Origin of the sequence: Sphingobacterium sp. UBA3549, from assembly GCF_002376635.1 — a bacterium.
Taxonomy (GTDB): Bacteria; Bacteroidota; Bacteroidia; order Sphingobacteriales; family Sphingobacteriaceae; genus Sphingobacterium.
Genome location: NZ_DFOE01000006.1, coordinates 1 through 26,389, shown reverse-complemented (window position 1 = coordinate 26,389; position 26,389 = coordinate 1). Strand labels below are relative to the sequence as shown.

General features: G+C 38.8%; 24 protein-coding genes. 11 read left to right on the top strand and 13 right to left on the bottom strand.

Going from position 1 to position 26,389, the window contains the following annotated elements; all coding sequences use genetic code 11:
* The first annotated feature begins 6 nt into the window (after window positions 1-6).
* The 6 genes from B2W36_RS03730 to B2W36_RS03705 all read left to right on the top strand — a co-directional run bounded on the left by B2W36_RS03730 (window position 7) and on the right by B2W36_RS03705 (window position 4,138).
* On the top strand, window positions 7-867 hold the full coding sequence (locus B2W36_RS03730; protein ID WP_293886473.1) for a LytTR family DNA-binding domain-containing protein: 861 nt from the start codon (window positions 7-9) through the stop codon (window positions 865-867).
* Window positions 868-969: 102 nt separating this feature from the next.
* Complete coding sequence (locus B2W36_RS03725) at window positions 970-1,752, top strand: CPBP family intramembrane glutamic endopeptidase (protein WP_293886472.1); 783 nt, start codon at window positions 970-972, stop codon at window positions 1,750-1,752.
* 180 nt (window positions 1,753-1,932) lie between these two features.
* Window positions 1,933-2,685 (top strand): SH3 domain-containing protein, encoded by a 753-nt coding sequence (locus B2W36_RS03720; protein WP_293886471.1) that lies wholly within the window; start codon window positions 1,933-1,935, stop codon window positions 2,683-2,685.
* Window positions 2,686-2,810: 125 nt separating this feature from the next.
* Window positions 2,811-3,062 (top strand): hypothetical protein, encoded by a 252-nt coding sequence (locus B2W36_RS03715; RefSeq protein ID WP_293886470.1) that lies wholly within the window; start codon window positions 2,811-2,813, stop codon window positions 3,060-3,062.
* A gap of 184 nt (window positions 3,063-3,246) precedes the next feature.
* Window positions 3,247-3,666, top strand: a complete 420-nt coding sequence (locus tag B2W36_RS03710; RefSeq protein ID WP_293886469.1) for a hypothetical protein — start codon at window positions 3,247-3,249, stop codon at window positions 3,664-3,666.
* Window positions 3,667-3,673: 7 nt separating this feature from the next.
* A complete protein-coding gene (locus B2W36_RS03705; RefSeq protein WP_293886468.1) occupies window positions 3,674-4,138 on the top strand; it encodes a hypothetical protein in 465 nt (154 codons plus the stop codon).
* A gap of 130 nt (window positions 4,139-4,268) precedes the next feature.
* Here the strand turns inward: B2W36_RS03705 and B2W36_RS03700 are convergent, their stop codons facing one another.
* The 4 genes from B2W36_RS03700 to B2W36_RS03685 all read right to left on the bottom strand — a co-directional run bounded on the left by B2W36_RS03700 (window position 4,269) and on the right by B2W36_RS03685 (window position 9,067).
* Window positions 4,269-5,018 carry a LytR/AlgR family response regulator transcription factor gene (locus B2W36_RS03700; protein WP_293886467.1) on the bottom strand — a complete coding sequence of 250 codons (750 nt, stop codon included), beginning with the start codon at window positions 5,016-5,018 and terminating at the stop codon, window positions 4,269-4,271.
* 57 nt (window positions 5,019-5,075) lie between these two features.
* Window positions 5,076-6,164, bottom strand: coding sequence for a sensor histidine kinase (locus B2W36_RS03695; protein WP_293886466.1), 1,089 nt, complete (start codon window positions 6,162-6,164; stop codon window positions 5,076-5,078).
* Window positions 6,165-6,170: 6 nt separating this feature from the next.
* Window positions 6,171-6,785, bottom strand: a complete 615-nt coding sequence (locus B2W36_RS03690) for a tetratricopeptide repeat protein (protein ID WP_293886465.1) — start codon at window positions 6,783-6,785, stop codon at window positions 6,171-6,173.
* Window positions 6,786-6,919: 134 nt separating this feature from the next.
* Window positions 6,920-9,067 carry a TonB-dependent receptor gene (locus B2W36_RS03685; RefSeq protein ID WP_293886464.1) on the bottom strand — a complete coding sequence of 716 codons (2,148 nt, stop codon included), beginning with the start codon at window positions 9,065-9,067 and terminating at the stop codon, window positions 6,920-6,922.
* A gap of 423 nt (window positions 9,068-9,490) precedes the next feature.
* Here B2W36_RS03685 and B2W36_RS03680 point away from each other — a divergent pair, with 423 nt between their 5' ends.
* From B2W36_RS03680 to B2W36_RS03665, 4 genes are all read left to right on the top strand, one after another.
* Window positions 9,491-10,537: an 8-amino-7-oxononanoate synthase gene (locus B2W36_RS03680; protein ID WP_293886463.1), complete on the top strand. Its 1,047-nt coding sequence runs from the start codon at window positions 9,491-9,493 to the stop codon at window positions 10,535-10,537.
* Between the two features lie 248 nt (window positions 10,538-10,785).
* Complete coding sequence (locus tag B2W36_RS03675) at window positions 10,786-11,070, top strand: HU family DNA-binding protein (RefSeq protein ID WP_046673299.1); 285 nt, start codon at window positions 10,786-10,788, stop codon at window positions 11,068-11,070.
* An 18-nt stretch (window positions 11,071-11,088) separates the two neighbouring features.
* Window positions 11,089-11,925, top strand: coding sequence for a tetratricopeptide repeat protein (locus tag B2W36_RS03670; protein ID WP_293880334.1), 837 nt, complete (start codon window positions 11,089-11,091; stop codon window positions 11,923-11,925).
* A 304-nt stretch (window positions 11,926-12,229) separates the two neighbouring features.
* The gene (locus tag B2W36_RS03665) at window positions 12,230-13,783 is read left to right on the top strand and encodes an Rne/Rng family ribonuclease (protein WP_209576864.1); all 1,554 of its coding nucleotides are present in this window, start codon (window positions 12,230-12,232) and stop codon (window positions 13,781-13,783) included.
* Window positions 13,784-13,851: 68 nt separating this feature from the next.
* Here B2W36_RS03665 and miaA read toward each other — a convergent pair whose 3' ends face one another.
* From miaA to B2W36_RS03650, 3 genes are all read right to left on the bottom strand, one after another.
* Entirely contained in the window at window positions 13,852-14,751 is a 900-nt protein-coding gene (gene miaA / locus B2W36_RS03660) for a tRNA (adenosine(37)-N6)-dimethylallyltransferase MiaA (protein ID WP_293880338.1), read from the bottom strand.
* A complete protein-coding gene (locus B2W36_RS03655; RefSeq protein ID WP_293880340.1) occupies window positions 14,748-15,920 on the bottom strand; it encodes a Gfo/Idh/MocA family protein in 1,173 nt (390 codons plus the stop codon). Before B2W36_RS03655 ends, miaA begins: the two co-directional genes overlap by 4 nt.
* 65 nt (window positions 15,921-15,985) lie before the next feature.
* A complete protein-coding gene (locus B2W36_RS03650) occupies window positions 15,986-16,765 on the bottom strand; it encodes a hypothetical protein (protein WP_293880342.1) in 780 nt (259 codons plus the stop codon).
* A 265-nt stretch (window positions 16,766-17,030) separates the two neighbouring features.
* Here B2W36_RS03650 and def point away from each other — a divergent pair, with 265 nt between their 5' ends.
* Window positions 17,031-17,612, top strand: coding sequence for a peptide deformylase (gene def, locus B2W36_RS03645; RefSeq protein WP_293880344.1), 582 nt, complete (start codon window positions 17,031-17,033; stop codon window positions 17,610-17,612).
* Between the two features lie 165 nt (window positions 17,613-17,777).
* Here def and B2W36_RS03640 read toward each other — a convergent pair whose 3' ends face one another.
* The 6 genes from B2W36_RS03640 to B2W36_RS03615 all read right to left on the bottom strand — a co-directional run bounded on the left by B2W36_RS03640 (window position 17,778) and on the right by B2W36_RS03615 (window position 26,272).
* Complete coding sequence (locus B2W36_RS03640; protein ID WP_293880346.1) at window positions 17,778-18,389, bottom strand: trimeric intracellular cation channel family protein; 612 nt, start codon at window positions 18,387-18,389, stop codon at window positions 17,778-17,780.
* Between the two features lie 347 nt (window positions 18,390-18,736).
* A complete protein-coding gene (locus tag B2W36_RS03635) occupies window positions 18,737-21,337 on the bottom strand; it encodes a BamA/TamA family outer membrane protein (protein WP_293886462.1) in 2,601 nt (866 codons plus the stop codon).
* A gap of 2 nt (window positions 21,338-21,339) precedes the next feature.
* Window positions 21,340-22,233 carry a hypothetical protein gene (locus B2W36_RS03630; RefSeq protein WP_293880349.1) on the bottom strand — a complete coding sequence of 298 codons (894 nt, stop codon included), beginning with the start codon at window positions 22,231-22,233 and terminating at the stop codon, window positions 21,340-21,342.
* Window positions 22,234-22,313: 80 nt separating this feature from the next.
* Window positions 22,314-24,371, bottom strand: coding sequence for a polyphosphate kinase 1 (gene ppk1, locus B2W36_RS03625; RefSeq protein ID WP_293886461.1), 2,058 nt, complete (start codon window positions 24,369-24,371; stop codon window positions 22,314-22,316).
* A 161-nt stretch (window positions 24,372-24,532) separates the two neighbouring features.
* Entirely contained in the window at window positions 24,533-25,717 is a 1,185-nt protein-coding gene (locus tag B2W36_RS03620) for a Pycsar system effector family protein (protein WP_293880353.1), read from the bottom strand.
* A gap of 384 nt (window positions 25,718-26,101) precedes the next feature.
* Window positions 26,102-26,272, bottom strand: a complete 171-nt coding sequence (locus B2W36_RS03615; protein ID WP_293886460.1) for a hypothetical protein — start codon at window positions 26,270-26,272, stop codon at window positions 26,102-26,104.
* Window positions 26,273-26,389 lie beyond the last annotated feature (117 nt).

Here is a 26,389-nt window from a genome sequence, read left to right as displayed (position 1 = left end):
TCCATTATGATGTATAAAAAAATCATTCGAAGTTATTTAAGTGGTGTAATTCCTAAGATCAGTACTAATAAAGAACTGTTCACCTTGTCTTTCTTGCTCGGTTTATCAGCCTATCTCTTCCTGATCGTTTTTCAACCATTTGGAACGTACAATTTTGATCATATCCATAAATTTGTTTTGTTATCCGGATATGGGGCAATATTATCTGCAGCATATATACTAGTTTCTCTTGTCTTACGTACAAAAATCGAAACGATTGCTATGGAGTTGTTCCGCATTACCCTTGTACTACTAGTGACAAGTTTTTGTAATTTCATCTATCATGGTTGGATTATTAATGGTACGCCTCTACAGTGGGGCAACCTCCCTTATATTGGATTTTATACACTGTCACTCTATAGTCCAATTGGAACGATTTATTTTTTGCTTCGAATAAACAGGTATAGTCCACATCCTATACAAAATAATCCGCTTAATGTTGTAATTCCGATAAACTCAGATGCGATATCAAATCAAGGTAATGATTGTCATTTTTTGACATTAGTCAGTATTCCAAATGGAAGCCAAACATTAACATTACAGCCGGATGATTTTATTTTCGCAAAATCGATGGACAATTATTGCATGATCTATTTCAGAAAAGATGATACACTGAAGAAGCAAATGATACGAATAACATTAACGCACTTGTCTCAGCTTCTACATACGGGGGCTATCCACCGGTGTCACCGATCATATCTAGTCAACTTTGAAAAGGTATTGGTAAAGCAAAGAAATGCACAAGGTTTTTTGTTGCGTTTTGCAGATATTGACGATTTCGCCATCGTTTCAAGGTCTGCAATTGAATCCGTTCGACCCTATTTATAACCAACGGCCAGTTACGCTGTTGTCAATCATCCCTAAAACTTGACGTATACCACATAATTTTGTGTATTCCTAAAGTGGAGCATAATTTCACTTAAAAAAAAGATGAAAACTAAAAATTTAAACCTGCTCTTACTATTTCTTTTTTTCGGAATATATTTTATTCTTGATTATTCGTTCTTTTCCGCACTGCAATCTACTCTAATTAACTATATTCCTAGCCGATTTTTAGGGCATGTGTTCGCTTATTCTATAAGCCTTTTACCACTATTTTTGGGAGCAATGCTGCTTAAGCCAAAAGAATCAGATAAAATCTTCACAAAATTCGGGTTAAATGGTTCTTTTCTACAAGGGATTTCTTTTGGGCTAATGACAACCTTGCCGATGTTCTTGGGTTACGCCTGTATTTTTACCATAAATCGCAAAATAGATCCAAACACGCTATTAATAAATAGTGTATCTTCAGGATTCTTTGAAGAGATCATCTTTCGTGCCTATTTTTTTGGTTTAGTTTTTCGCTATACCCGACTTGGGTTCATTCCATCCATTTTTGCGACGTCATTCCTATTTGCCTTACTGCACCTTTATCAGAGTCAGGATTTGGTAGAATTGGTTTTGATATTTGGCGTTACGTTCTTCGGCGGTATTCTTTTTTCGTGGTTGTATGTCGAATGGAAGTTCAATCTATGGATCCCGATCGCACTTCATATTTTTATGAATTTAGCCTGGATGATTTTTGATGTTGCTGACAATGCCGCTGGAAATGTATGGAGCAATTTCTTTCGTTTTTTTACTGTTTTTATGGCGATTGTATGGACGATCTTGCATGCGCGGAAAACGAATGCTGGTCTACAGGTCAAGTTGAGAAATTTATGGATGAACAGTTAATTGTATATCTCATTTCAAAGGGCGTTTGTGGCTGTACATGTGTTGTTGCAAAATGACCCTCTTGAAGATCATATGAGCAATAGTTTATGGCTAAAATAGATGCTTTGGTGATCACTAACTCTTAGATAATCCCTGAAAACCAGTATTTTTTTTGGCATAAGATTGGCTAACTTGATGTTTATGAATAGACTGTTATTTTTACCACTATTGCTCTTGATCGGATCAGCTTTAGCCATTGGAACATTGAGTTGTGATCGCAACACAAAGGATAAAGGCACAGGTGCAAAAGATTCATCTATAGTTAAAATAGTAGCTGTAAAGGATACGATCACCCCTACGCAATTCCCTCCTTTGCCAATTGATTATGAAAAGACGAAGGTTTTAAAAAACAGCTATGTGGTTGATCGGTCAGGCGTTGAACTTCGTCAGGGGCCTGATCAGTCTGCGCCGGTATTGGGGAAATATCCCTATGGTACCAAACTCGATGTTATTGCTGAAGAAGGGGATTGGGTTGCCGTCATGGATCGCATTCAACGGGATTATAAAGGAGGACAAGGTGAAAAGGGTGATGTAACGCGATGGGAAAAGGTATATGTCGCAAATTCGAAGCTGGGAAAACAAGACCAAATTACAATATCACCAAAAGATTTAAACTTAATCATTTCTATTACGATAAATGGTCGAGAAACCTATTATGAAAAGGGACATTCTTTAGATAAATATCTCCGGTTAGAATTGATCGATGAGCAAACTTTTTCTGCAGCTCGTAAAACTTCGAAAGACTACTTGATAAAGGATACCATGTCTTATTTTAAAAATGGGAAGGTATTGGAACTGCCTTTGAAAAATGGGGAAAAACTAATATTTACGGATAAGGTATCGATAGTGAATTGGAAGAGCGGTATTCGTACAAGGGGCATTATGATTTTCTAAATGCTTATGCAGTGGAAGGGAATTATTGGTAAAGTTCTGATGTACGCCTTTTTGACAAACAAGACGGTCATTTAATTGTGGAGTGTGGTGCCTCCCCCTTCTTTTCATCGGATAAAAATTACCTAATGACTCTGCTGGCTGATCCTTATGAATCCACGGGCGACTTACAGCTCTTCCACGTGAAACAAGGGAAGGTTTCACCAATGCTTTTTGTCAGGTTTAAGGAGTGGATGCCAACTTGGAAGGAGGAACTGATATTCTGGGGGAACGATGGTTGCATCTATACCGCTGCTAACCATATCAATGGCTATTGGGGGGATGAGGGTGCTTTAAATGAAAAAGCACAGTTTATTAGAATTAGCATATTACCAAAGTAGAAAACAGCTAAGCCCTACTTTTAGTGATCGGAATACTTAGATTGTATTATTTTTCTGTTCACTAAAACTATTCTAACCTGTACCTGTTGTATTCATAAAATTAGATTATAGTTTGTAATTTAGCTGGATGAAATTAAGAATATTATCGTTATTTACAATCATTTTTATGTTTACTATGTCTTCCATGGCACAAGAGCAACCATGGAAGGAGCATAATAAATGGATTTGGGGACCTTCCGTAGGTTATCAGTATCAAAGTGGTAATTTTCTGAAAGTTTCAGGCTGGGGATTGTTTGCCCCTAATGATTTTCAATATATGAAAATTGATGCCGGCGCTAATTTCAGCTGGATGGGAGGTAAAACAACTGTCATTCCAGAATTGGGGTTCACCTATTACCTAAATGATTTTGTTCTGTTCCCTTTTGTGAAAGCTGAACTCACACCTTACACAATAACACCTAAAGTCGGAGCTAGTCTCTTTTCTATTGTCGATCTCGGTATAGGTTATGGATTTGACTATAACACGAAGAAAAACTTTAAGCCAATTGAAGGGTTTACTGTGTCGGTCGGTATCAATATTCCGCTTAATTTTCATATTTATTAATAGAAGCATGCAAAGTAAGATTTCCTATCTTTTTCTCGTTGTATTTATCTTATTGGCACTTATTGGACGTGTTAGAGCACAAGATTACTTAATCGGCCCGACCTTGAGCTACCAATTTCAAAAGGGAAGTATAGTAAAAAGTGGCGCTTATTTTGCTTTTCCCGTTGTTGGTGATCATATTTTGCGAGCCGATGCTACAGCCAACTTTACCTGGACTCAAAAGAAATTTGCCATCATCCCTGAGGCTGCGGTAACTTATTATCCTCAAACATATGTTCTGACTCCGTTTTTTCGTACAGAACTTAGTCCTTATACTATAACACCGAAAGTTGGGTTGAGCTTAGCGACTTTATTGGATATTGACTTGGGATATGGATTTTCAATCAACGACAAAAAAGATTATAATCCTATAAAGGGATTCGCAGTATCTCTACGATTCAGTATTCCGCTAAATTATCGAATCAATATGTAGTTTGATTTTCTTTGTGTCTCATTAGCCTAATTAAATACTCCAAAATCCTAGTTTGCCAAGATCATTTTTGATTATGGTCTGTTTCTTTTTTTTAATTTCTTGTGCTACAGTGTTTTTAATCTCTTTTGGACTAGTTGTCAAGCCACTTCTTGAATGCGGTGACTCTTTCCCGTGAAACAATGAGCTCATCCGATGTATAGTGCTTAAGGTATATTTTCAACCGGGCATTGGAATGTACAGCAATACTTTTGATGGCGTCAAATTGAACGATAGTGCTTCTGTTGATCCTGAAAAAATCTTTAGGGGACAATTGCGGTACCAAACCGTCCAATGTCTGATCCAAAAGATAATTTTCATTTTCATTTGTATAAAGATAAGTGCCTTTGTTCTCACTATAAATACATTCAATATTCTGGGTTGTCACTAGTTTTATGTTTTGGCCAAGTTTTATTGTAAAGCGTTCCTTGTAGGTTGGTAAAGCGTTGCTAAACAAAGTTTCTAACGATGTTAGGTCGAAATGGGTATTGGGTCGCCTAAAATGAAGGAATTTTTCAACTGCATTTTTCAATTCTTCATCATCAATCGGCTTAAGTAAGTAATCAATGCTGTTTTGTTTAAACGCACGTAACATATATTCATCGTATGCAGTGGTAAAAATAATAGTCGCACTTGGCTTAACCTGTTCGAGAATATCAAATGAAATCCCATCAGCCAGTTGGACATCCAAAAAAAGTAGATCAGGTTCAGTATTTGACATAAACCATTCTACAGATTCCTCGACAGTTTGCAGTACCGCAGATACTGTGTAACCCATGTTCTCCAATTTTCTTTGGAGTAGTCTCGCTGATGGAAGTTCGTCTTCTATGATTAATATTTTCATGGCTTGTATAGGGTGCTTATTTGTCGTCGGATCCTTGTGTTTTTAATTTAGTGCCCGTTACAGCGCAAGAGTTTGGGGGCGGGGCGCAATTTCTTTGATAATCGGTAGCCCAACTGAAAACAGGATATCACTTTCCTCAATATACACGGGTAAATCGGAGAGTATTGCATACCGCTCCTGAATATTTTTTAGGCCAATTCCCGAGTGGCCATGGAGCACCTTCTTCTTTTGAAGATTATTATCAACATAGAGGTAATCATTTTTTCGATAAATCTTTAATAAAAGAGGTTTTCTAAGTGAAATAACATTGTGTTTGATCACGTTTTCGATCAGTAGTTGAAGTGAAAGAGGTAGAATAAATCCCTTACGCTGCTCATCATTGATCTCTAAATCGATCTGAATTCCCGCTTCGAATCGAAGACTTAACAGATTCAGATAGGCTGTTGAAAAAGTGAGCTCATCCTGCAGTGAGACGAAACTTTTATCTTTATGCTCCAAAACATAGCGATAGATTTTAGAAAGATCAGTGGTAAACATGCTGGCCTTTTTGGGACTCTCCTCAATTAAACCATTTAATACATTCAGACTGTTGAACAGAAAATGCGGATCGAGTTGATTCTTGAGCGATTCAAATTGTGCTGCTATTAGTTCCTTTTCTTGTTGAGATTCCTTGATTTGATAGTCTTTGAACCTTTTATAAAAGTAGAGACCAAAGAAAATCATTGAAATGCACCATGATATCATCGCCGTTTGAAAGTAGTATGCAACACGCTGCTGATGAGTGAAATGGTGAAAGCGCTGAGCGAAGCTTTTAGTAACGCCCGGGTAGAATAGGCCGGAGAAAAAAGCATTCACAATAAAAACGACTACTATGGTCAAGAAGAAACTGACACTATAGAAGATAAGCATCTTTTTCCCAAAATCTTTACTGTTAGGGTATTTATTCCCTACCCATTTCGACAGATAGTTATGGCCTAGGAAAAGAAAAAATCCGTATAAAAGACCTCTGGCCATATTAGGGTGAAAAATAATGGATGTCCAAGGGACATCGTTATGGTCAAGCTTGGCCATAACCACAAAATAAGTGCTTACGACGAAGCTTGCCAATAACGCTTGTATAATTGCTTTAAACGGTGCTTTTTTCACAAAGTATTAATTGCATTCTTTTAACAGTTGTTCTGCCCGATCTTTGCCCCATGATGGCGCAAAGGGAATGGAGACTTTTTGTTCATTGAATAAAGATAGTGCTTTCTTGACATCCTCACATTCTTTACGGGTATCTTGATTGAAATATTTTTTTGCGTTCATTTGGAATTCTGCGAGGCCCAATACTGCTCGTGGATTATTGGGGGCTAATGCAAGTGCTTTCTTATAAAGGCCTATGATGATAGGCGACAGTTCCTTACCTTTTGTCATGGGATCGGTTATCATTAATGCTGTCTTGTTCATTGCCCGTAAAATAAGCCATTCAGGATTATTGTCTTGTGCAGTGCTGTTCAAAATATCTTCCGCAGATTGTATATATTTCGCTTGCGTTTCTTTATTTCTCTCTTTAAAGGAAGCAGTTGTGAACACCATTGCTTGATAATACGCTGGTATCCAGTTGTTTTTTTCTACCTGTGAAATACGTTCGAGAAGAGCTGCCGCCTTTTGTGTCTCTCCTGACTGCCATAAACCCATGGCCTGGCCCATGCTTTTTTCATAATTGCTCTGTGCAAATGTTGTACTGCTTATTAAACAGATAATGGCGATAATAATCGATTTCATAATTTTTAGTTTAGTAGTAAGTATTTTTTTGTTATTGTCTTTTCGAGTTTACAGGGGTGAAGTTGCGTATCGTTGCTCTCAATTAAAAACAAATTTGGATGAACCGACGTATTTCCCTGATGAGCTGTTGCTTCCTATAGATTGTCCAGTTGATTGTCTTTGTCGTTTTTACTGATCGTCCAGAAATACCCAAGAAAAACAAATCGTTTGGCTGTAGGGACAATCGGTCTACGGTTATAAATTCCCTGTGCATTTGGTTGATCTGCGTACTGATAACCGTAGATCGGTGAAGCGCCGAGAACGTTACTGACGGAGAAATGGATAATTTTTTGTTGGCTATAGAGAAAAGACCAGCTCATGGATAGATTATTATAACCCCTGATGTGGCCATCCATAAAGGAGCTTTGGTTAGGATCATTATAATTTCTGCCCGATACGTAAGCGTTAGTCAAACTGAGTTGTGAACGAAGGCTTGAAAACCAATATTTTCCAACGATATTAAAACTATGTTTATAAACATAAGGCGGAGTAACAGTAGATGGATAGTTCGCTTCATTTCTCTTGCTGTCTGTGTAGGAATAGGATATCCAGTACTGTAGGTTTTTTACACTGCTGCTGTTTTTGTAAAATAGGTCAAAGCCTTTGACATCTCCGCTTCCATTATTGTCATATTGGCTATTATATTGAGGTGTTACACTATTGTATTTAACCAAGTTGTTATAAGTTTTGCGGTATGCCTCTAAACGAAGTAGATGTCCTCCACGCGCATAGAAATAATTTGCGATATAATGTTTGGCCGCTAACCAGTCGAGCTGAGGAGCATATTTTAATACTGGTGTAGGTGCCTGCTGATGGAAGTTCCCGAAAGCAACAGAGAGCTGGGTATATTTATTTAACGCGTAGCCCAGCGAAGCCCTCGGTTCTAACGTTTTCTTGTTTTGCAAATTGGAAGAGGTTTCTCGCAGGCCGATCTTCCCAATCAAGTTTGGTAAGAAACCAAAGGTCGTTTCAGTATATAGAGCAGTCATTTTGCTCTGGAATCCATACATATAGTCAAGGTCTTGCCGGTGGTATTCTTCTTGATAATTCGTGTCAAAGTATTCTATTCCCCCAATGCTTTTAATCTTGTTGTTCCAGATTTTACTTAGTGTTGCTTTTAAGTGAAGACTCTTTTCATCATTAGGTAGGTAGACCTCTCCGTAATGAACCTTATCCGTCAGATAGCCTAGGCCTATGCCCGATTCGAGCGTCCAGCGGTTTCCTAAATTCTGGCGGTAGCTGATATTGGTATAGGCGTTGTTGGATTTCTTTTTCACCGGGACAGGGTTTGGGTAATTGATGTCTGCTTGGTAAAGCCCCATATTTTCGAAAGTGTAAGCCCCATAAATATTTAGAAAGCCTTCTTTAAATTGATGGCGATAAATCATTTCTCCAGCGGCATTTTCATAGGGCTTCGTCCAGTTAATATCTGGTGTAATAATTTTTGAATAGGGGCTTAGGTTTGTATAATTGCTGTTGAAGGTTAGCGAATTTTTGCCCCATTGTAAAGTATGCCCTAAACCTAATCCAACGGAAGATAGCGAAAGTTCTGTTTTGGGTTGTTCTATCGTGTTTTCGGTATTCAGGGCTAGAATGCTTGACAGTGCATTTCCAAATTCTGCAGAATAGCCCCCAGTAGAAAAATTCACGCCCTTAAACAAAATGGGCGAAAACCTGCCCCTGACAGGAATTTCATTAGGCGTTGCGGTATAAGGTTGGGCGACTCTGATACCATTAATGTAAGTCTGTGTTTCGGAAGCATCTCCACCGTGGACCATAAGACGTCCATTTTCTCCTCCGACCTGTGCTCCAGGCAATGTGGCCAGCGCGCTGATGATATTGCCCATACTTCCTGCGGTAGTAACGATATCTAAAGGGCTCATTACGGTGTTTTTACCGGAACTATTTGCTTGCAGAATACCTGCTTGAATGGTGACTTCTTGTAAACGATTTTCGCTTTCTAGCATTTGTATAGTCAGAAATTCTTTTTGTGGCAGTTGGATAGACTTGCTGTATAGGGGAAAGCCAACTACGGAGGCTTTGATGATTTTAACTCCTTGCTCATTCGTTTCAAAAGCAAAGTTGCCAAGTGAATCTGTGGTGCCGCCATCATAGCTACCATCGATATAAATATTGGCCAAATAAATAGGTTTACCATTTTTGCCGACTACTTTTCCTTTTAGAATAGACTGTGCAAATAGGATGTTAATGGAAATAAATAGTAAGGTTAATAACAGCTTCATTTTCTTTATATTTGCTCAAATATGGCTGATAGTACCATTTACTGCTAAAAAGAGTGGATGGAATGTCAAAATATCGTGATGAATTGAGGTATCCCAATTTTATGCTGTAAATTGATGCCGAAAAATACGGTTTGATAACAGAAGTGTGCGCTGTAATTTAAGTCAAGAAAAAGCGAATAACTATTTTAAATGACTGTTAGTATGCTGTGCGAATGTTGACTGTGTTAAAATTCTTGACGGCTATGATGTACCAATAGTGAAACATTTCCACGCAGTTACCAAGTGATTGGCTAAGTGGAAAATAGCTACAAGCAATCATTTAGACTAGCTTTCGAAAATATTATAGCTTTTTTCGATTCATTCACAATATATAGCAAGTCCCGAAGCGTAGGGGCGCAGGGCAAAAGAATCGGTAACACCAACATGAATAATTTTACGCGTTTAGAACAACCAAAAGGCCGGCTTATTACAGTCGATGACAAAGAATATCTTTTTTTTGGAGGAACCTCGTATTTAGGTTTGGCAACTGATCACACGTATGCATCTATTTTTATAGAAGGTATACAACGCTATGGCATAAATAACGGGACTTCGCGAAATAATAATGTGCAACAGGCGATCTATGACCAAGCGGAAAGATATGCGGCGAGGCGTTTTGATTTTGAAGCGAGTTTATTGCTTTCCAGTGGATATCTAGCTACTCAATTTTTGATTAAGACATTGGCCGGCGAAGGAGAATTGCTATATGCCCCCTCCTGTCACCCCTCGTTGTGGCTAGACGAAAAACCTGTCGTAGCGGGAAGTTTTATTGACTGGGCCAATTCAACTGTTGCATATATTAACCAATCGGTTCAAAAATCCTTTATTATTGTCAGCAACAGTCTCGATAATATGAAGCCGGAGATTTATGACTTTACTGTCTTTGCACAGATTAATCCAAGCAAGCGGGTTTTGTTGCTGCTGGACGATTCTCATGGAATTGGTGTTATGCGAAAAAATAGTATTTCGTTCGATAAGAGCCGTTTTAATTCGGCTAATATTGAACTGATTGTCGTGGCTTCATTAGCGAAAGGGCTGGCAACAGATGCGGGTTTGATTCTGGCAGATGAGCAGCGGATCCAAAAGCTAAAAAAATCCAATTTTTATACCGGTGCATCTCCGAGTTCGCCTGCGAGCTTATATGCATTTGTACATGGAGAGGAGATCTATTTACAGCAATTCAAAAAACTGCAGTACAACAGCAGTTATTTCAAAGCACGTATAATGTCCAGATTAAATGCTGTGCCTAATTTTCCTGTCTTTTCATCAACAGACATCAACCTTTATGAAAGACTGATGGCGTCAGGTATATTGGTTTCGAGCTTTCCCTATCCGCTTGCTACAGACCCGCTATTGAACCGTATTGTGGTGAATGCACATCATAGCGAAGCGGATTTGGATCGGTTAAGTCATGCTATTGGCATATATTGATTTTTATCGCGCAACTAATGAGTCAACATCTTGTAAATTAGATAATTGTTTTTATTTTTGGACTTTATTTTAATGGTTGGATAAAACTAGGATCTCGTTAAATGATTGTAAATGTTTGGCTTTTGGAAGCTTATTTATCAAAAAAGTATTTAAATAATTTCCATTACTCATTTTAAAACAATACTTTTGCATCCCCAAACATTAGTTGGCTTAAGGGTTGAAAAATAAATAATTACAGTAAAATAGATATGACTAAAGCAGAAATTATTGCAGAGATCTCTACCAAAACTGGCTTAGAGAAGGTAGATGTTCAAGAAACCGTAGAGGCGTTCTTTAAAGTTGTCAAAAACGCAATGATCGGAGGAGAAAATGTATATGTAAGAGGTTTTGGGAGCTTCGTAGTCAAAAAAAGAGCTGAGAAGACTGCAAGAAACATTTCAAAAAATACAGCAATCATTATCCCTGAACACTTTGTTCCTAGTTTCAAGCCAGCTAAAATTTTCGTAGAGAAAGTAAAGAATGGCAATAAATAATCTTTAAAATAGATTAACATGGCAAAAACCAAACAGATAATAGTAATAGGATCAGTAGTAGCCTTGGTTGCTGTGCTTTTGGCGCAGCCTATTAAAGGTTTGGTGAACAAAGAAAAACAAACTGCTGCAGCATCTGGATCGAAGCCTTCCAATGAAATAAATTTGGAAAATATATCTTCGATGACAAAACAAGGTTTAGATGCTAGTTTAGTCAAAGAAATTTCCGATATTGAGGGCCAAGTTGCAAAAGCTTCTGGAGAGGATAAGATAAAGCTGTTGCAACAGTTGGCAGATAAGTGGGATGATGTCGCTAAACCAGCCCCTCAGGCTTTCGTCTATGAGGAAATGGCAAAGGTTTCACCCAAATTTGAGTATTGGTTGAAAGCAGGTAACGCGTATCGTGCTGCTTATACAAATTTGCAAGATTCTACTTTAGCGCAGGCGTTGAATCAAAATGCTATTCATGCCTATGAGGCGGCGTTAAAAGCGAATACAAGTAGTTTGGACGCAAAAACAGGATTAGGTGCCGCAATGGTATCAGGAACGAATAATCCCATGGCAGGTATTGCCTTATTGCGGGAAGTCGTTGCTGCAGATCCTAAAAATTTAGAGGCAAATAAAACTTTGGGATTGTTTTCATTACAGTCCCGTCAGTTTGACAAAGCCATCGAGCGTTTTAAGACCGTTATCGATCAAAAACCCGATGCTGAGTCATACTTTTACTTAGCCACGGGCTACGAAAATATTGGGATGAAAAAGGAAGCTGTGACTGCTTTTCAAAAAAGTAAGGAACTGGCAGCCGATCCTTCCCTATCACAATTCATTGATCGAAAGATTGCTGAATTGAGCAAGTAATTAATTTATTATTTTATAATCATTAAAAAATTTAGCTATGCCAAGCGGAAAAAAAAGAAAAAGACACAAGATGGCTACTCACAAACGTAAAAAACGTTTAAGAAAAAATAGACACAAGAAAAAATAGTCTTGTGATGAGCTTTTAAACATCTTGGCCCATTTTGCTGAGATAGCTTTACGAAACGATCTACATGTCTGTGAAGGGTATGTAGATTGTTTTTTTCGTAACAACGTTCTTTAAATGTTTAATCGGATACCAAAGATTGCGATAGGATATTGCATAGGTATCAAAAATGAGTAGCTTTTGGTAAAGGAATTAATTATCGATTCAACTCCTGATAAAGGGGTAACTATTGCTTTACTTCAAGATAAGCAGCTTGTTGAACTTAACCGCGAGCCCGCAAATAATAACTTCGCCGTTGGAGATATCTATCTCGGACGTATTAAGCGAATTATGCCAGGGCTTAATGCAGCATTCGTAGATGTGGGCTACGAAAAGGATGCTTTTCTACATTATTTAGATTTGGGTCCGCAAGTTCAATCTTTGCTAAAGCTTACCCGTATAGTCAAGAATGGCAGTTATCAAGAGAAACTGCTCAATAGTTTAAAACTTGAAAAGGATATCGATAAAGCTGGTAAGATCTCTGATGTCTTGAGCAAAAATATGCTCGTGCCAGTACAAATCGCCAAAGAACCCATTTCAACAAAAGGACCGCGTCTGAGTTCAGACCTTTCAATAGCAGGTCGTTTTGTCGTTCTGGTACCTTTCTCAAGTACTGTTTCCATTTCCAAGCGTATCAAAGGTAGTAACGAACGCAACCGTCTCAAGAAGATTGTCGAAGGAATTAAGCCTGCAAATTTTGGCGTGATTATCCGTACAGTCTCTGAAGGTAAGGGGGTCGAAGAACTACAACGTGACTTATTGGACCTGATCTCAAAATGGGAGCTATTTACCAAACGTCTTCGTAATGCTGAACCGCCGCAAAAGGTTCTTGGAGAAATGGATCGTGCATCCACTATTCTACGGGATATTTTGACCGACGAGTTTTCGCATATTTATGTTAATGATCCTTCGATCTTCGAAGAAACAAAATCATATATACACGATATATCTCCAGATTTGGAGAAAATTGTCAAGCTTTATAAACATAAAGAGCCAATTTTTGATCATTTTGGAGTTGAAAAGCAAATCAAGGCAGCTTTTGGCAAAACGGTAACATTACCAGGTGGTGCGTATCTCGTTATTGAGCATACCGAAGCCTTACATGTTATTGATGTCAACAGTGGTAACCGCTCTGCGAATAAGGAGAATCAGGAAGACAATGCATTGCTGGTCAACATGGAAGCAGCAAAAGAAATTGCGCGACAGCTGCGTTTGCGTGATATGGGTGGAATTGTAGTCATCGATTTTATCGATATGCATAAACCCAATCATCGAAAAGAGCTGTATACATTCTTAAAAGAATGTATGGCATCGGATAGAGCAAGACATACGATTTTACCACCAAGTAAATTTGGATTGGTGCAAATTACACGTCAGCGCGTCAGACCTGAAATGAATATTGTCACAAACGAAAAATGTCCGGCTTGTGATGGTACAGGTGAGATCCGATCAAGTATTGTCGTGATGGATGATATTGAAAATAATTTGAAATTTATTCTTCAAGAACAAAACGAAAAAAAGGTGACCTTATGTGTTCACCCTTATATAGACGCCTACATTAAGTCTGGTTTGATTTCGAAAAGAATGAAATGGTTCATCAAGTACGGAAAATGGATTAAAGTAAATCCAATGACGTCATATTATCTAACTGAATTCCATTTCTTCAATGCGAAGGATGAAGAAATCAAGTTATAATAGAAAGAGATTAACGAAAAGGGTTAGTAGGAATACTAGCCCTTTTTTGTTTTTATTCCGTTTATTGTTTAAACCCAGTGGATAAATATGCCGTCCTTTTCCATTTTTCGGAAATAAGTCATTTGCCGTTTAGCGTAGCGGTGTATTTCAGTTTCTAATTTAGTAACGAAAGCTGGATAATCGAGCTGTCCAAGAAGGTGGAGTGAGCCATATTTATATTCCAGTCCATAATATTGAAGCTGCTCGTGCGTGATACCTTCACTCAGAAGTTTTCCAACTTCTTCTAAAAAACCTTCTTTTAAACGTTGTTTTAACCTTTGGCTAATGTGCGAACGTCTGGATTCCACTGGCGGATTTAATCCGATCACTATACTGTCAACCATCCGTTGCTGAGCGAGATGATTTGGATTTATCTTTAAAAAAGACAATATTTCTATCGCTCGGATGATTCGCTTTTTAGTAGAAAAATCGATTTGGAAATCTGCCGGTAGTATATATTCCTGGAGACGTTTTAGCAATTCAGCTTCTGAGTACTCAAGCAATGACTCCTTTAGGCCTGCTATCGATGGGATCAAAGCGTATGGGTTTTGTTGGATAACACTTTGAATATATAGGCCTGTACCACCACAAAGAATTGTATGATTTCCTTTTTCTAAAATAGATTGTTGCGCATGGTGAAAGTCCTCGATAAAGTTTCCGAGATGATAGCGTTCTCCCGGTTCGAGAATATCAATAAGATGGTAGGGAATGTTTTGATATTCGGATAGGTCTTTTCCCGTGCCGATATCCATTCTCCGATAAATCTGGCGGGAGTCTGCGCTGATGATTTCAGCGCCGATATGCTGGGCCAGTTGTACCGCCAATTTGGTTTTACCGGAGGCAGTTGGGCCTAAAATAACGATAACTTTCTCCTTTGAAACAGCCTGCTGCTCCAAAAGAGAAAGTATAGGATTTAATCTGTCTATCACAGAACAAATTTAGTCCATTTTTCTGTTCCTTCGTTATTTTTTACGACAGTATCGATAAAAGCCATACCTCTTACGCCATCATATACTGTTGGAAAATCTTGTTGTTCTGCAGTAGGAGTTTTTCCTTCACGTATTGCAGTCACAGTTGCAGCAAAATTACGATAGATATTCGCAAATGATTCCAATAAACCTTCTGGGTGACCAGCCGGGACACGGGTGTTGTGTGTTGCAAATGAGCTTAAGGTATAGGGAGCACCATAAGCATTTCCTGTACGATAAAGCTGACGCGGTTGATCAAGCATTTTAATGATTAAATTGTTAGGATCCTCGTTAGCCCATTCCAATCCACCTTTTTCACCATAGATACGGATGCGAACAGCATTTTCTTCACCTGCTGAAATTTGGGAGGCCATTAATACACCTTTTGCTCCATTTTCAAAACGTAAAAGTACCGAACCATCGTCATCCAATAGACGGCCTTCAACGAATGTTGTTAGATCTGCACATAATTCTTCGATTTTTAAACCAGATACATATTCTGCTAAATGTGCAGCATGTGTACCAATATCACCCATAACCAAAGATTTACCAGAACGTTTTGGATCTGCACGCCAGGCGGCCCCAGCATTGCCTTCTCGTTCTGTTAACCGGCTTAACCAACCTTGAGGGTACTCAACAACAATTTTTCTGATCTTTCCGAAGTGACCTTCCTTGACCATCGCTTTTGCTTGTTTAACCATCGGATAGCCAGAATAAGTATGTGTAAGACACAGTGTGCGGCCTGTACGCTCTACAGTTTCTTGTAATTCTTTTGCCTCTTCAACAGATACAGTCATTGGTTTTTCAACCACGACATCAAAGCCTTTTTCCATGGCTAATTTAGCTGGAGCGAAATGCAGAAAGTTAGGTGTTACGATCGTTACAAAATCCATGCGCTCTCCTTCAGGAAGCAAAGATTCTTTCTCGATCATCTCTTCATAGTTTAAATAGACACGCTCAGGTGCTACAAATAGGTCTTCTCCAGATTGTTTTGAAATTTGTGGATCGATACTAAAAGCACCACAAACTAACTCAATCTTGCCATCCATAAAAGCGGCAATACGGTGTACAGCTCCGATAAAGGCATCATTACCGCCTCCAACCATACCCATGCGAAGTTTTCTCTTCATAACGTTATTATTTTTTGATTATTTATTTTTCAAACCCTTACAGTGTACAATATACACAATTTAGCTTATTTTAGGTATAAAATCATCTTTATGCTACCCATATTTTCCTTTGGAAGGCCATGCGGATATTGTTTAATTAATGCATTTAACTCTTCTTTATTACGATAAACATGTCTTTTTGTGTCTGCTACCCAAAAGTTGATCGGAGCTGTTATTTCTTTCACAACAAAGCCGATTTTTTCCAAAGAGGAGTGCTGGCTCCAATCGCGATCGGTGAAGGTCATAATATCTCCAGGTGAAAAATCTTTGCAGAAAGCTTTGATCAATTTGCTTAACCCACCGATTACATTGAATCCCGCTTTGTTACAAAAGCGTATCAGCTCGAAAGAACGATAGTCATCCTCCTTGTCCATCATGCGGCGCCCCCCAGAGAATATAGCGACAGCAACAAGCTCGCCCTTCTCAAAGAGTCCATAACGATATTTACCTGGCAGAGCACCCTGTAAATGATGTTCCACGAGGAACTGTAAGCTTGTCTTTTTATCGATCCGTGCCACCACAGTCTTGCGTGCGAAGATAGATTTGTTGTTTTTAGTTCGCGAAACAATACGCTTGACGATGAGTTCAAACTTGGTTGTTAATAGGTCTTCATCAATATGAATACAAGTTTCGGAAGTTTGGCTCCTAATAGGTTTATTGTTAGGGTATAATAATATGGTTGTTGTTAATTCAAGGGAGGATATTTGTATAAATCCATCAACTTCAAAGAGTTGTAATGAGACTTCAAGCGCTTGCTCAAGTCTAAGCTTAAACTGTGTTGACAGCTGTATAAACGATGGATCCATAAAACAAAAGTAACTTTTGTGGAAGTCTTCACGAAATATTCGATTTTAATAATTATCCGTACCTTTGTAAGCGAGCGTATAATGGTGCTATAGCGTATCTTTGGTTTAAAAGCAGAGCGAATCAGGTTCAGAAATTAGTCGAACATGAATCAAAATTTAATTGTGCAAAATTTCAATAGGTACGAAATGACCTTTAAGAACAAACGACGTGTCGTGTACTCCTACGATTAGGAGTATCTGCACTTATATAAATAATTATTTACATATGAAACTTCCGATAGTGGCGTATGGCGATCCTGTATTAAGAAAGGTCGCTGAAGAAATAGATGAAGACTATCCTGATTTAAAGAAATTGATTGATGATATGTTCGATACCATGTATGCGGCGCATGGTGTTGGCTTGGCGGCACCGCAGGTAGGCTTGCCTATACGTATGTTCGTTATCGATGCAACTCCTTTTGCAGAAGATGACGAAGAAAACAAAGAAATGCTTCAATCGTTCAAAAAGGTTTTTATCAACCCGATCATGGTAGAAGAGTCTGGTGAAAAATGGACCTTCGGAGAAGGATGCTTAAGTATCCCAGATATTAACGAGGATGTATTACGTCATCGGAATATCCGTATCAATTACCTGGATGAAAACTTCGAGGAACACGAAATGGATCTCACTGGTTTAGCTGCCCGCGTGGTTCAGCACGAATATGATCATATTGAAGGAAAGTTGTTTACCGATAAATTGAGTACGTTGAAAAAAACGATGTTGAAAAGTCGGCTGGATGCCATTTCGAAAGGAAATATCCGCGTTGGTTATAAAATGCGATTCCCACAGCAAAAGAAAAAGCGTTAGTCTGTACTAACGCTTTTTCTTTTATCTCTCCTCCTTGTTTAGCGATTGGAGTTTCGAAGCACAAGGTTCGATCGTTCCAGTCCTCTTTACAATTTACTGTTGAAACCCAATAAATAGTCCATCAAAACCTCTGACAGTGAATTTAATCGGGGTAAGGGATTCCACTCAATCCAGGCGAGGTAAGTATAAACGATATTTAACGGCAGTCATTCGTATAAAAAATACAACTGCAGCTCCGATAAAGGCTGCCCACGAAACATCAAGATCAAGGTGCACCAATAAAATATACATGAGACCACCACCTAAACAGGCTGTAGCATATACTTCTTTCTTAAAGATGAGCGGTGTTTCATTCAACAGGACATCGCGTGTCATGCCTCCACATACGGCAGTAAACATTCCAAAGATAATGGCAGCATAGGTATTACTTTCATAATTCAGTGACTTTTGCACCCCTAAGATGGTAAAAAAGCTAATTCCGATGGCATCAAAAAGTGTCAATGTACGATAATAACCATACAATTGTCTATTGAAGATAATGGCAATTAAAATTCCGATGAAAATAGCGATGAGATAATTGCTGTCATTTACCCAGACTGGGCGCAGATTTAAAAAAATGTCCCGCATTGATCCCCCGCCAATGGCGGTAACAAAACCTAAAAAGGCCGCTCCAAAAATATCAATATCCTTACGTTTTGCTGAAAGGGTACCTGATATTGCAAAAAATAAAGTGCCAAGCAAATCGCTTAGATAAAAATAGTTGGCATCTGTAATCATGGTAATCCTTTTAAGTAATTTTCATTATAATCTCCAGTTGGCGCCGCATTGTATAAAGGCATTTCCAATTGGAAAAACTTCCCTTCCCTGGACAAATTTAAGAGAAATCCTGATAGTTTAAATTCACCTATAGCAAATTGCTTTTAGGCTAGCAGGGCATTGTACATCCTCCAATCTTAAGTGTTCGATGATCCGCGCAATGATGTCCGTATCATGGATGGCATGTATATATAACATTAAGATCTTCCAGAATTTCCTCTGATCAATATATTTGCAAAAAAAAATGCCATTGATATGCTGTTTTTTTGGTTCGTTCCAATGAAGAGCGGAATGATGGATTTAAAATTTTAGAAGCGGAAACCTGTACTGAAATAAGGGTACCAGCCTTCATCCGATCTTGTCATCACAAAATGTAAGGGAAGTGCATCTGCGACGATGTAATATATGCCCCCGCCCACACCTTGATGAAACTTACCACTATTGTAGCCTTTTGCCCATACCTTACCAATATCGTACATGCCCATGAGTCCAAATTCACCCGGGAGAACATAGCTCCTGACATCCTTTATTTTAAGACGTGCCTCTAAATTATTATAAAGCATCTGCTGTCCTGCAAATCGATATTGGCGAAATCCTCTAAGGTTTTCGTGACCGCCTAGAAATAAATATTGATAGAATGTAGGATTTCCGACAACTGCTCCCCCGCCCGTTCTGTTGGCGAATATAATGCCTTCATTGAGTACACTAAAATATCCAGTTATCGCAGCATTTAACTGCGCCGAATTTTTTGAATACTGATTGAGTCCAAAATAAGAATTCAAATCGGCTTTGATATACATTCCTTTACTTGGATTAATCTTTCGATTACGTGAGTCTTGTGTTAAAAAAGCATTGATACCTGCAAAAGCTTTGTCTTTGGTAATCGACAAGCTATCGTAAGAATGTAAAGCCTGAGGATTTAAAATAAATCGATCTTCATTCTCATTAGGATCTAAATGATAAAATTGGATATGTGGACCTACGGCAACGTTTAACGTGGATGAAGGTTTCCATCTTAACTGTGGATTGATATTGAAGATATTAAATCTGCTTCGGTAATATTTTGCACCATACTGTTCCTCTAAAAATGGTGAGTTATTTCCTACACCGAAGAAATTCTGTGTGTTGTCGGGAGCTTTCGCTAAGGCATCGATAACAATATCAGCATCGCCGGCAGCAGCAGTCCATTCGCCTCTATAGTGAATTTTATATGCTCCAGTCCGAAAGGCGGTTGCTACGGTGAGCTGTTGTCTATAGGTAAAGGGGCTTTTTCTAAAGCCACGCTGATGTGTGTAAGCTGATCCGAGTCCGAGGGAAATACCGTCGTCTGCATTATAGCCGGCAGTAACCAAGGGAAGCCAGGTGTTGTACAGGTTTACCGGAACAAATTGCGTGTTGATGCTATCTTGAGCATAATGAAGCTTTATTTTGTTCTTTTCACCGAGCATAACGGAATTTTTAGTGTTTTCGTAAAGCTGTATCCTTGATTTGCTTTGATTGATAACATAAGTCTTTGGTGTGCTATCGCCTATAATTCTTAGTTTGATGGGAGATTGCGCATTATCGATTAAAACAGAATCTTTTCCGTCACCTAAATAGAGGCGAATCTCTTTTGTAAGGGTATTTTTGTAGGTTTTGTCCATCAAAGTTTTGGTGACTTTGCCTACTTTGTTGATCTTCGAAACTTTGACTTTTAAGTTTTTACTTCCAGTGCTGCATATTTCTACCTTTTCGTTTTTGTCGCTGAGGTGAATATCGACAATGTTATTGATAAAATTGTAATACTCTTCCATCGCAGTTGGCAGTGCATCACGGCGGCTCTGAAGTGTTTTGAAGATTTGTTCTCCACGAATAGTAATGGACGACTGCGGGAGGCTTTGTACGGATTGCCATAACACGGAATCTGTGAGGCGTGTTACAAATTGCTTAACCTCTTTGGCCCATTCCCTGTGGGAGAGCTGATTGCTCGGATGAGCATTTAAGAAGCGCGATTTGAAAAGAGAATAGCGAATGTCGGGGATGCCCGTGGTGAATCCCTGCATGACCGGATTGACGAATTGCTGATAGATGTCTTTCATCAGGAAACCTTGCGTGACACGCAGTGCCTGGTCGCGATCGCGGGGAATAGGAATATAGTCTTTATCCTGATCTGTGCTATCCTGATTCTCATCGTACCATCGCCATTGATCCTCATGTCGGTCCCAATCACTAACCAGGACATCCAACATTCTTGCGCGTAGGTACGCTTTGGCTTTAAAATTGTCGTCATTATCTTCCTGCAACTTTCGCACAGTTTTAGGACTATTGTCTGAATCTCCGAGCGGTTCACGCTCCTCCAGTAGAGCTACTGTATGTTCAAAAAGTGGAGCATATTCGCCTAATAGGCTATCTTGTGCTACAACGCCAATGATTGGATGAGCGTGTGCGACGTTTACGGCATTGGCCAAGGCGGGTATCATCAGCGCGGAATAGGGATGCTGGGCACTGGTGGCATCATCCAATACATCCTGCACAAAGGTACCATGCAATTCTTCTGGTATAAGGGATTCAGTCCTTTTATTGACCGATCGCAACGCCCATTCCCTTCCCATAGAATCTGTTAGTCTTAAAGAAACCGATTGCATTCCACCGCCTTGTTTAACAGGACGCAGACCACCATATAATGTGGAAAGTTGAAGCAGCGGCAAAGTGGTTTCCGCAGCCCATTCTTTGCGGTAGTTTTCGCCAAGGAAGAACTTTTTAAATTTACTGGCTTCACCATATTTTGCGTTTGCTATGACACTTATACTGTCCTTAATAATGGTTTGAGCAAAGGGTGTGCCCTGAATCGTACGCAACCCTGTATGCTTTTGCTGGGAATAAGAATGACTAGCAAGAAAAATAAGAAAGAATGGTACGACCTTTTGCATGCCTATTGTTTTTCAAATTTATAAATGATCCCTTTATCCTGATTGCCGGCTTCGCTGCTGATATAAAGATTGAGTTTTGAATCAAAGTTAATACCTTCGGGTTGAGGAAAGATCTTCGGATCTAATGGAGAGAGCGATTTTACATGAAAATTCTCATCCGTCACAACAAGAGCTTTGTCTACAGAAGATAAGATGTACCACTCCTTGCTATCTGCTTTTTTTGCTAGGGCTGATGGTTTAAAAGTCTTTTTGATTTTAGTATCAAAAGCACGAAGTTCATCAAGCTGAATAGAAAATTCTCCTTTCGGATGGAATTGACTGTTTTCGTCAATTGAAAAGATATATCCAGAGGTTTGTGACTGCTTTCTATCGACCTTGCATTCTTTACATAATACATATGCCTGGTTAGTTTCGCGATCAACAAAAAGCCCTTCATATTCTCCTTTTGGAAGTAAATTCTTCTGTTCGACAACGTTTTTTATATCATCCTTTTCTGAAATGGGAAAAGAATAGATGCTGCCGTTGCTCTTTAAGATAAAGAAGTGTGTATCGCTTATCGAGATATCTTCATAGTCGCCATCTTTCCCAAAAGGGCTGAAGGTGACTTTTTGTGTGGGTTGGTTAAACTTATACAGAAAGCCTTGTTCATCCTGAATGGCATAAATATCATCATCCTGCCCCGGAAGAAAGGTGATCCCGGATATTTCCAGTAATTCGTTAGGTAAACTCATCTTGCTGCCCGAAGATAATGTGTAGGGAATGCTTTGTGATTTTTCAGCTTGAATATGAGCTGGCTTGTTGCTGTTTTCTTTGGTTGTATTATTGGGGTTGCAGGCAAGTAAAATAGCCGAGACTAGACTTAAGATAGCAGTTATATGTAGGTTGGGGTTTTTCATATTATTATATTTTCAATTGATGTGGTCGTGGCGTTTCAGAACGAGCTTAGATGCCATGTTTTTAGTATCGTACTTTCAAGTTAATTATGTTGTGATGAATTACTTAATTGAATAGGTATACTGTTCCATTTAGCTTTTAAATAATCAAGGATTTGCTGTTGCGAAACATTTTTATGCTGCGTTTCTATCGCTTGGTTTTGCCCCTTGTCATTCAGTAATGTAGCTTCGGTGTCGTCCGAAAACTGGATATCGAACATCTCCTGTATTTGATGTGCCAGTGTCGGATTCAGCAGCGGAAAGCAAGTTTCTATACGTCGGTAAATGTTGCGGTTCATCCAGTCTGATGAGCCGAGATAAACGAGCGTTTGGGTCTGATATTGAAAAATAAATATTCTTCCGTGTTCTAAATATCTTCCTACAATCCTTTTCACGGTGATGTTTTCACTTAGTCCCGGTACCTGCGGTTTTAGTCTGCAGATCCCCCTGATCAACAACTCTAGCCTCACCCCTGCCCGGCTCGCTTCATACAATTTGTTGATTAACGATTCTTCTTCCAGATTGTTTAATTTAATTTTTATCGTTGCTGGAGCTCCATCTTGAGCTGCATGGATGGCTCGGTCAATCAGCTCAAAAAACGTAAGCTTGAGGTTGAACTGTGCTACTAGTAGATGTTCAAATGATAGTTCATTTGAGTTGTGGGGTTTCCTTCGGGCTGGAAGAAACTTAAATAGCAAATTTAATTCGTTGGTCAGCAGCTTATTAGAAGTAATAAGGAAGTAGTCCGTATAAACCTTAGCCGTTTTTTCATTTAGATTTCCCGTACCCAGTAAAGCACTTTGTCGACCTGCCTGACGTTTGACCAGTGCTATTTTTGCGTGAACTTTTAAGTTTGGGATACTGTAGGTGATTTTTACGCCGTTCTCTTTCATCAGCCGAGCCCAATGTATATTATTAGCTTCATCAAAGCGCGCTTTTAATTCTACAAATACATTGACCTGTTTTCCATTTTTCGCAGCGGTAGCCAATGCTTGTGCAATATGAGAATCGCCTGCTATACGGTATAAAGTCGTATAAATCTCTTCTACGGATGGATCTAATGCGGCCTCATTAAAAAAGCGTAATATAGGATCGAAGGATTCATAGGGAGTACAGACCAACAGATCTTCCCGGTCAATTTGATCAAAGATAGATTCTTCGAAATTTTTATCGGTATTGATTTGTAGTTGTTTTGGATACGAAAGGTTCTCTATTTTAATCGGGAATGAGAAGAGATCTTTCAAGTTGTGGTAGTTTCCGCCTTCAACAATGCTACTTTTCCGTAGGTCGAATAAGGTTGCCAGTCTTTCAATTAGCGGCTCTGGTAGATTAGGTTGATAGAGAAATCGCGTCGCATAGCCAAGGTCACGTTTGTTGACTTCCGCTTCGATTTTCTGTGCAATATCTCCCTCAAATTCGTCTTGAAGATTTAACTCGGCATCTCTTGTGATTTTAAAGGAATAGAAACTTAATGATAAATTTCGTATAGCCATGGGTAGAAATGCTTTGATAATATCATCTATAAGGACGACATATTTGCCGCTATTGGTCTCGCAGGTGAAAAATCGACCGATATAGTTTGATGGGATGTTTAGGAATGATACTGCTTCTGTATTTTCATCCTTAATGGCGAAGTACAGCTGATTGTTGTCTGGAAAAAATGACGTATCATCTATGGAGATAATTTGCAGATAGGAAGCAACTGTATTAAAAAAATAGTGTGCAGTTAGCCCTTTTATTTCTGCTGGGATAGCTTGGTTGTAAATGAAAAATATACTTTCTTTCGCTAATTCTTGAATAATATCAGTGAGTAGGAACCCGAATTTTTCCTGTTGTTTGTGGATGAATTTTGACGCTTTTTTATATGTAGCGATGTCTATGTTGGGGATAAGCTGTTGCGGGTTTTGTTTTATTATTTTTTTTCCAGCCATCAATACAGGCATTCTAACCCGATAAAATTCATCCAGATTGGAAGAAAAAATAGCAAGAAACTGCAGTTTTTCCAATAGCGGGACCTCTTGACGACCGGCTTGGTCAAGGACCCTATCGTTAAACGACAACCAGCTAATGTCTCTGTTGATATAAAGATCTTTCTTCATCATCCGTATATGTTTTTTGCTGTGGCAGTCTATTTGTGAAAGCATCGATACTTTGATGTCCGCCTATTGTAAGCTAACGATTGAATTCTTCGAACTTTTTTGGATAAAATAAAAGGAAGTACATGCATTTGATTATGAAGTATTTAGATGGCATTTATAGGGGATTAAAATAGGGTTGCTCCGATAAAAGAAACGACTGATATTACAAGTCCAAACATAAAAACTCCATATGCGTATCGTAGAAGTTTGTATTTCCTTCCTAATACCACCCCTTGTGAATAAACATCCTTCGTGAGCATGCCATATAGAAACTCAGAATCGACCATTACCTTTTGCATACCCTCGTTGTAGTCATCGAGTTTCATTTTGTAGAAATTACCAAAAAAGAGCAGATTGACTGATTTTTGTTCGATTTCGTCTTTTGAAAATTTACCGGATGGAATTTTAGGAATTGTAGAGAGTATAGCCATGACCATGGTGGCTACCACGGCAGTTGTTAAGATAATTGTTGGGATAATAAGGTGTTCGTTCGCATCTAGTTTTCGAAATAAAACAGCAATGACGACGGAAAGGATAATAGAATTAACGGTTAATAAAATATTAGCCTTATTGTCTGCCATATCACTTAATCGCTGATTGTTTGAAGAAGTAATCCGGAACATGGTCTCTATTCCGCGTTCAGGCTTGCTACTTTTCTCTTTTTCTTTCTTGTCTTCTTTTTTATTTTCTTTGCTTTTCTTGATTGATTTCTCTTGTTTTTTTTCCAGTTCCTTTAAATTCATCTCCTTTTTGGCATTAAGCTTTTGTTGTGCATATTCAGTATGGTAATGATGGCTCATTAGGAGTTTGATCGTACCGGCTCGCCATACATCTTTGTCAATCTCTTTTCCTAACACCGCTTCCGCTTCTGCTTTCATAAGTTTATTTCTAGTAACAAAATCATCACTTCCAAAATGAAATAAGTCAGCATCGCAGAGAATTTGCTCGAGCAGGTTTGTTGGATCCTGAGGCATTCGAGTTGCTAAAATACAACCTTTAATTTTTTCCTGTATGCCCTGTGGTATGCCTTTTTCTCTCAAAAATTCCAAAGCAATTTCGACACTTCTCTTTTCATGGCCAATCGCATTGTCGGAGTGAACGTACCCAAGATCATGAAAGTAGGCCGCGCTAATAACAATAAAGTGATCCTCCTCTCCCAATTGATAATACAATAAAATTTCCTCCGCCGAACTTACGACGGAACGCGTGTGTATCGTATTATGGAAGCAGTGGCAGATTGAAATATTTTCTGTAATATAATTTTCAGCATATTCTTCTACCTGTTTTAAAAGCTGAGCATAATCTATCATGGATCAATATGATTTTATTTCGAATAAAAGTATTTAATATCTTTAATTTCTTAAAAATAAGGCGTTCTTTTTGTGTACTAGCCTACATCAAATTTACAGAAAAAAGAGCTATTACAATAGCGATTAATTCTCTGCGCTATAATAAATATATTATTGGTATAACCAGATGGCTAATCCACTAATATTTCCATATAATACATTTGCTTGATGGGGTTTTGCCTAGATAAAGATGAAGTGAATACGATGTTTCATGCTAATAATGTATCAATTTTACTCTTCTTATCCCTTAATTTAGTTTTTGTTTACCTATAGCTTAGCCTTAAGTTAGGTTTAGTTTTGCTTTTACCTAAACTAACCCTAACCAAACCCTAACTAAACCCTAAACTAACCTATAACTTGATGCAAGTTTAAATGCCCTCCATTGGCCGCCCGATGCGACCATGTTTGCGGCCGTTTACGTCCAGCTCGGTGCTGCCTGCTGCATGCAAACTGGGCAAGATACCGGTCATGAGCCCCGGCGGCGTGCGTTCCACATACTTCGACTTCTCCGGCCATTCCGTCATAGCGCAGCTGCTGGCCGCCCGCCTCCCCGCCCGGAGAACCTTTCACCGTCCATCTGCCCCTGCAGTTCCGCTCCGGGAGGGGCCATTCGAAAAAGAATCTCCCATCTTT

Bases quoted from the DNA above. Each gene is read 5' to 3' on its own strand.
- B2W36_RS03725 (WP_293886472.1), top strand. From the start codon at position 970: ATGAAAACTAAAAATTTAAACCTGCTCTTACTATTTCTTTTTTTCGGA.
- B2W36_RS03710 (WP_293886469.1), top strand. From the start codon at position 3,247: ATGGCACAAGAGCAACCATGGAAGGAGCATAATAAATGGATTTGGGGA.
- B2W36_RS03635 (WP_293886462.1), bottom strand. From the start codon at position 21,337: ATGCAAAAGGTCGTACCATTCTTTCTTATTTTTCTTGCTAGTCATTCT.
- B2W36_RS03690 (WP_293886465.1), bottom strand. From the start codon at position 6,785: ATGAAATCGATTATTATCGCCATTATCTGTTTAATAAGCAGTACAACA.
- B2W36_RS03640 (WP_293880346.1), bottom strand. From the start codon at position 18,389: ATGATTACAGATGCCAACTATTTTTATCTAAGCGATTTGCTTGGCACT.
- B2W36_RS03615 (WP_293886460.1), bottom strand. From the start codon at position 26,272: ATGGCCGGAGAAGTCGAAGTATGTGGAACGCACGCCGCCGGGGCTCAT.
- B2W36_RS03705 (WP_293886468.1), top strand. From the start codon at position 3,674: ATGCAAAGTAAGATTTCCTATCTTTTTCTCGTTGTATTTATCTTATTG.
- B2W36_RS03670 (WP_293880334.1), top strand. From the start codon at position 11,089: ATGGCAAAAACCAAACAGATAATAGTAATAGGATCAGTAGTAGCCTTG.
- B2W36_RS03715 (WP_293886470.1), top strand. From the start codon at position 2,811: ATGACTCTGCTGGCTGATCCTTATGAATCCACGGGCGACTTACAGCTC.
- B2W36_RS03685 (WP_293886464.1), bottom strand. From the start codon at position 9,067: ATGAAGCTGTTATTAACCTTACTATTTATTTCCATTAACATCCTATTT.
- def (WP_293880344.1), top strand. From the start codon at position 17,031: ATGAAACTTCCGATAGTGGCGTATGGCGATCCTGTATTAAGAAAGGTC.
- B2W36_RS03680 (WP_293886463.1), top strand. From the start codon at position 9,491: ATGAATAATTTTACGCGTTTAGAACAACCAAAAGGCCGGCTTATTACA.
- B2W36_RS03720 (WP_293886471.1), top strand. From the start codon at position 1,933: ATGAATAGACTGTTATTTTTACCACTATTGCTCTTGATCGGATCAGCT.
- B2W36_RS03620 (WP_293880353.1), bottom strand. From the start codon at position 25,717: ATGATAGATTATGCTCAGCTTTTAAAACAGGTAGAAGAATATGCTGAA.
- ppk1 (WP_293886461.1), bottom strand. From the start codon at position 24,371: ATGATGAAGAAAGATCTTTATATCAACAGAGACATTAGCTGGTTGTCG.
- B2W36_RS03630 (WP_293880349.1), bottom strand. From the start codon at position 22,233: ATGAAAAACCCCAACCTACATATAACTGCTATCTTAAGTCTAGTCTCG.
- B2W36_RS03650 (WP_293880342.1), bottom strand. From the start codon at position 16,765: ATGGATCCATCGTTTATACAGCTGTCAACACAGTTTAAGCTTAGACTT.
- B2W36_RS03700 (WP_293886467.1), bottom strand. From the start codon at position 5,018: ATGAAAATATTAATCATAGAAGACGAACTTCCATCAGCGAGACTACTC.
- B2W36_RS03655 (WP_293880340.1), bottom strand. From the start codon at position 15,920: ATGAAGAGAAAACTTCGCATGGGTATGGTTGGAGGCGGTAATGATGCC.
- B2W36_RS03730 (WP_293886473.1), top strand. From the start codon at position 7: ATGATGTATAAAAAAATCATTCGAAGTTATTTAAGTGGTGTAATTCCT.
- B2W36_RS03675 (WP_046673299.1), top strand. From the start codon at position 10,786: ATGACTAAAGCAGAAATTATTGCAGAGATCTCTACCAAAACTGGCTTA.